The following is a 5,275-nucleotide window of genomic DNA, read 5'->3' on the forward strand; positions in this document are numbered from 1 at the left end:
CGGGCAAAGGAGCCGGTCCAGCTCACGGCGGGGTAATGCCGGGAGTAGGCCAGATCCCGGTCCAGCATCCAGAGGGACCGGACAAACCGCTGGGTGTCCGTGGTCACCGGTTCCGTCATGTCACCGCCGGGCGGGGATACCGCCCCGATTACCGTCACGGACGCAGTCCTGCCGCCGAGCGTGGTCACACGGCCTGCCCGCTCGTAGAAAGATGCCAGTTCGGAGGCGAGATTGGCCGGGTAGCCCTCCTCTGCGGGAAGGTCACCGTTGCGGTTGGCAAATTCACGAAGCGCCTCGGCCCAGCGGGAAGTTGAGTCCGCGATCACGACGACGTCGTACCCCATGTCGCGGTAATATTCCGCCACCGTGATCCCCGTGAAGATGCTCGCCTCACGCGCCATCATGGGCATGTTTGAGGTGTTGGCGATGATGACGGTCCGGTCGATCAGCTTTCCCCCGGTGCGCCCGTCTTCGAGCTGTGAGAGCCCAGCGAGGACGTCAGCCATTTCGTTGCCGCGTTCCCCGCAACCCACATAGACAATGACGTCAGCGTCGCTCCACTTTGCGATCTGCTGCAGCATCATGGTTTTGCCGGTCCCGAATCCACCGGGAACCGCGGCAGCGGCACCCCGCGCCACGGGGAACATCAGGTCCAGGACCCGCTGCCCGGTATGCAGCGGCACGGTCCCGGTGTGCCGGGCCCGGAATGGACGCGGCCGGCGCACCGCGCACTGTTCGGAAAGGGCAACCTCGAGGCCGTCAATCACCGCGACCGTGTCCAGGACGTGGACCCTGCCTTCGGGAGCGAGCCAGCTGAGTTCACCGGACACGCCCGCCGGTACCAGCACCCGGTGCACCACCGACCCCGAATCCGGCACGGTACCCAGGACATCGCCGGCAGAAACCTTGGTGCCGGCCACCGTCTCCGGCTTGAAAGTCCATTCGCGGGCCAGCGCCGTAGGGTCTTCCACGGACCCGGACCGCTCGGGCGTCAGCCACATCGGGGCCGACGACAGAGGGCGCATGAGCCCGTCGAACACCTGGCCAAGCAGACCCGGACCCATGAGCCCGGAAAGCTCCCCGCCGGTCGGAACAGCAACATCGCCCGCTTTCAGCCCACCCGTGTATTCATAAGCCTGCAGCGTGGCCCGGGTCCCGGCAATCGCCACCGTTTCGGCGCTGATACGCCTTGGCCCGACGGCGATCAGTTCAAGCATGGACAGCGCTTCAACCCCCTCGATTTCCACCAAGGGCCCGCTGACACGCACCACAGCACCCTCCCTCCGGCCCACTACCGGCTCCACGGCTCACCCGCCCCTGGCATCGAATCCAAGGTCATCCCGGCAAGCACAGGCAGGGAAAGGTCCAGACGGCGTGACCCTGCTTCGGCGACGACGCCGCCGTCGGGGCTTTCGGACACGGTGGCGTCCGGACCGAGCAACTCCCGGCACTGTTCCGTCAGCCGGGCCCTCAACCCTGGGTAGCGGGGGTCTGACGTGAGTCCAACCGCCGCGTCCCGAACCCGGCGGCGGAGTTCCAATCGGAGGGAACTGTGTTGTGCCAGGACCAGCTCGTGCGCTTCGCGGCGCGCCCGCGCCGAGCGCAGTGCGGCCTCCGAGCGGGCGGCGGCCTCGCCCTCGTCCGCCGCGGCGGCGAGGATTCCGGCGGCTTCGGCCCGTGCGGCCTCCAACAGCGCCTCGGCCTGGCTGCGGGCAGCGTCCCGGAGTTCAGCCGCCTTCTTCTCCGCCGCCGCCCTGAGTGCCATTCGTACCGGCCCCAAGGCCGCGTCGGACTCCGGAGCGAGCCCGGTCATGATGGCAGCACCACGGTCATGGGTGAGCGGGGATCGGCCAGGACTGGCTCCAGTGCCTGCGCGGAATGTGGTGTGAGGATGACGATTGCGGTGTCCCGGGGCAATGCCGTCCAGGCGTGAAGGAATTCCTCATCGGTGGAACCAGTGAAGACGCTGACACCGGCGAGCCGGAACCCGTCCAGCAATGCCTGTTCGCCGATCGCGGCAATCGTTTCGAACATCGCTCCAGCTCCCCGTCAGGCTTTGCCGATAAGGATGATGGCGATGATCAGGCCGTAGATGGCGATCCCCTCCGCCAGCCCCACCACAACCATGGCCCGGCCGAAGATTTCGGGCCGCTCGCTCATCGCCGCGAGGGCAGCCGATCCTGTGTAGGCAACGGCAAATGCCGCTCCGATCGAGGAACCGGCCACGGCTATCGCGGCGGCGATCAGGGCTGAGCCGCCGGCGCCCGCAGGTGTGTCAGCTGCTGCCACGGCGAGGGCCGGAGCCACCCCGGAGGCTGCTGCCGGCGCTGCATTCAGCGCGCCGGCCAAAACGGCCAGGGCACCGCCCATCACGGCGATGTTAAGGGCCGCCAGGATCTTGAATGCAGACTTGCGCCAGCGTCTGACCAGAAGGATGGCTCCTGTCGCAGCGATGAGGAAAACGGGGATGGCGCCGAACCAAAGGTTCATGGCAGCTGCCTTTCAGCCGGTGGAGTGGTATGGAAGACCGATGCCGCGGTGGCCGGGTGTGCAGTGGCGGCGGTGACGTCCGGGGACCACGGCCTGAACGGGCGCCCCTCGGACTGAAAGATGCGGGAGAACAGTTCATAGTATTCAAGGCGCAGTGCCTGGATCCCCGCCACCAGCGCTTCCAGCGCAAAGGTCACGAGGTTTCCCACAACGAACAGCAGAACAGCCGCGGCCGCGCGCCAGTCGGGCGCCCACAACGCCGTCGTGCCGTTCCACACCACCATCAGCAATGCAGCGTGGGTGAGTCCGAAGGCAGCGAGGCGTGCAAAGGAGACCAGGTTCGAGCCCAGACGGATCACGGTATCCACGAGCTCGATGACCGCCTGGAAAATGGCGGGGGCCCCTCCCCCGGCCTCAGTGAAGAGTCCGATGAAGATGAAAACCAGCGCGGCAAGGGCTATAAGGGCTGCCACCGCCATCAGCAGCCCGGTGCCGGTGCTGAGCCCCCAGACGAGAAGCGCCACCGCAAGGAACAACAGGGACCCGGCCACGCCGGAGCGGGCATAGAGCGCATATCCCCAGCCGCCCTCGCGGACACGGTTGATGGTGCCCAGGGCATAGGCGCCGGCAAGCAGGAATGCTCCGACACCCAGTCCTGCCACCAGCAGCGGAACCGGATTCGCCAAGGGGTCCAACCAGAGCACCGGCACCAGGCCGGTGGGTCCGAAGGCCTCCCCGTACAGCGCTCCGAAGAACATGGCGGCCAGCCCCGCTCCACACACGAAAAGCCAGGTCCTTTGCAGTTTGGCTAATTTCTTGATCCGGCCACTGCGCAACAACAGGCCGCCGGCCAGCAAGATCGCACCGTGCCCCACATCGCCGAACATCATTCCGAACATCACGACATAGGCGATCCCGGCGAGGCGCGAAGGATCCAGGTCCGCATACGGCACAGTCCCGTAGGTATCCACCAGCGTCCGGGATACGCGTGTGCTGCCGCTCCCGCCGCCGAGCATAGTGGGCGGTTGGATCCACCTGGGCCGGGGCAACGGGACGACCGCCGCCCCCAGCGGGGCCAGGGCCGCCCTGAGATCCGGGATCGCCTGCCGCGGCATCCACCCCGCCAGCGCCGCCGACGGTCCGGAGACAATAGCCGCTTCCGCTGCCTTATCCAGTTCCTCGGCGCCGTCGCCGGCTGTGTACGGTAGGTCCAGCTCGACGAGCCGGCTCCGTGCCACTTCCACGAGCATGGCGCGCCGGTCCTGTTCAACCACCACCAAAGCTACCCGTTCCATTCGGACGGGGGCCGGCGAATCACCCCGCTTCATCGAGCACCTCACTGGACCCGGCGCCCGCAGCAGCGGCAGTCAGCGCCGCCCGGACCCGCCACGCATCGGTGGACAGGACGGCAATGGCGCCCAGAACCACGTCCGGTCCGGGCATCGAAGCACGAAGCAAATGGAAACCATCCTTCTCCACGACAGCGCAGATGCGGGCCTCTGCACGCCACAGGTCCTTCGGTGATGCAATACCGACCAGCACCGTCCGCAGGGACGGCTGCAGCGCCGAAGTGAACTCGGCAAGACTCGCGGCGGCTTCCCAGGAGCTGCCCAGGACGGGGCGCAACAAGTGAAGGACCGGCGCAGGTGGTCTCACGCCGTCGACCGTCAGCATCCGGGCGGCTGTAAGGGCGCACACCGCGCCGCACCACGGCCGCGCCGGTGGTGCCACAGCGGCCAGCCGCCGCAGCCAGACCACATCTAGTGCGTCCCTGAGCGCGCCCGGGCCGGCGCCCCCGACGTCGCCCCAGGCTGTGGCGCGCAGGATAGTGGCCAGCTCCTCAACCGACCCGGCGGAACCCAGCCGGGGCCATGCGGTGGCAAGGGCACCCAGGTGATAGGGCTCGGGAGCCTTCGCGCCGCCGGCGAGTTGGTGCGCCAAAGCCATGACGTTCTCGATTTCAAAAGCCCCCGCCGCCGCCCGAGCCAGTGCGGTGCCCGAGGCCGGTAGCCAACCGGCAAGCACGCGCAGTTGCCACAGGACAGTCTCCTGAAGGGCGCGTTCCGCGGCCGCAAGTCCCGGCGCCCCGCGAAGCCGTTCCGCATAGCTCGACTCCTGCAGGGAGGAGAGAGCACGTTCAAGAGTCGGCTGAGCTGCCGCCACGCGGCTGGCACCGGCCCCCACACGGCGATGCGCCATCGACCGTGCCCGAACACTGGCAGCCACCCAGTCTGCCTTCACTTCTGTCCCGGGATCTGCGGAGCCAGCAGGGTGTCGATGACTTTGCCGACGACCGCCGGGATGAGAGCCCGACCGGATTCTTCCAGCGCCGCTGCATCGTGGCGTGCCTGATCCAGCAGTGCCGTGTCACGTTCCGAGGCTGCCTGTTCGACCCGGGCGGCGGCCCTGGCTCGCTCGGCACCGGCGTCAAGCCGGGCCCGGGAAAGGATCGCCGCCGCTTGTGCGCGGGCCTGCGTCACGTCCCGCTCCGCGCTGAGCCGTGCTTCCTCAACAAGGGCGGCACATGATGCGGCGTCTCCGGCCAGCGCAGCCAACACAGGCCCCAGCTCAGCGGCCGGACCCTGGTTGTCGGTAGCCGGCACGCCAGCCGGACCTGCAGGACCAGGAGCCCCGACAGGCCTGAATTGGTCCAGAATGCTCAATCTCGCCATCGCACCTCCCGGGAATGTCCTCAGGGCCACAGTCTAGGTGTAATAACCACGGACGTTGGTGACGGGCGGCGTGGATAGGTGACAAAAAGAAGACCTCCGGGTGGAGTGGGGCT

General features: G+C 67.8%; 7 protein-coding genes. All 7 read right to left on the reverse strand.

Annotated elements, in window-relative coordinates; genetic code table 11:
* Positions 1-1,271, reverse strand: a 1,271-nt coding sequence (locus tag BJQ90_RS17285) for a V-type ATP synthase subunit A (protein WP_319004654.1), incomplete at its 3' end; no start/stop codon positions are given.
* Between the two features lie 20 nt (positions 1,272-1,291).
* The gene (locus tag BJQ90_RS17290) at positions 1,292-1,813 is read right to left on the reverse strand and encodes a hypothetical protein (RefSeq protein WP_226761446.1); all 522 of its coding nucleotides are present in this window, start codon (positions 1,811-1,813) and stop codon (positions 1,292-1,294) included.
* The gene (locus BJQ90_RS17295; protein WP_226761447.1) at positions 1,810-2,034 is read right to left on the reverse strand and encodes a V-type ATP synthase subunit F; all 225 of its coding nucleotides are present in this window, start codon (positions 2,032-2,034) and stop codon (positions 1,810-1,812) included. Before BJQ90_RS17295 ends, BJQ90_RS17290 begins: the two co-directional genes overlap by 4 nt.
* 15 nt (positions 2,035-2,049) lie before the next feature.
* The gene (locus BJQ90_RS17300) at positions 2,050-2,490 is read right to left on the reverse strand and encodes an ATP synthase subunit C (protein ID WP_226761448.1); all 441 of its coding nucleotides are present in this window, start codon (positions 2,488-2,490) and stop codon (positions 2,050-2,052) included.
* Complete coding sequence (locus tag BJQ90_RS17305; protein ID WP_226761449.1) at positions 2,487-3,764, reverse strand: V-type ATPase 116kDa subunit family protein; 1,278 nt, start codon at positions 3,762-3,764, stop codon at positions 2,487-2,489. Before BJQ90_RS17305 ends, BJQ90_RS17300 begins: the two co-directional genes overlap by 4 nt.
* Positions 3,765-3,804: 40 nt before the next feature.
* Complete coding sequence (locus BJQ90_RS17310) at positions 3,805-4,716, reverse strand: V-type ATPase subunit (RefSeq protein WP_226761450.1); 912 nt, start codon at positions 4,714-4,716, stop codon at positions 3,805-3,807.
* Between the two features lie 11 nt (positions 4,717-4,727).
* Positions 4,728-5,093, reverse strand: a complete 366-nt coding sequence (locus BJQ90_RS17315; protein ID WP_226761451.1) for a hypothetical protein — start codon at positions 5,091-5,093, stop codon at positions 4,728-4,730.
* Positions 5,094-5,275 lie beyond the last annotated feature (182 nt).

The organism is Arthrobacter sp. SO3 (assembly GCF_020532825.1).
GTDB lineage: Bacteria > Actinomycetota > Actinomycetes > Actinomycetales > Micrococcaceae > Arthrobacter.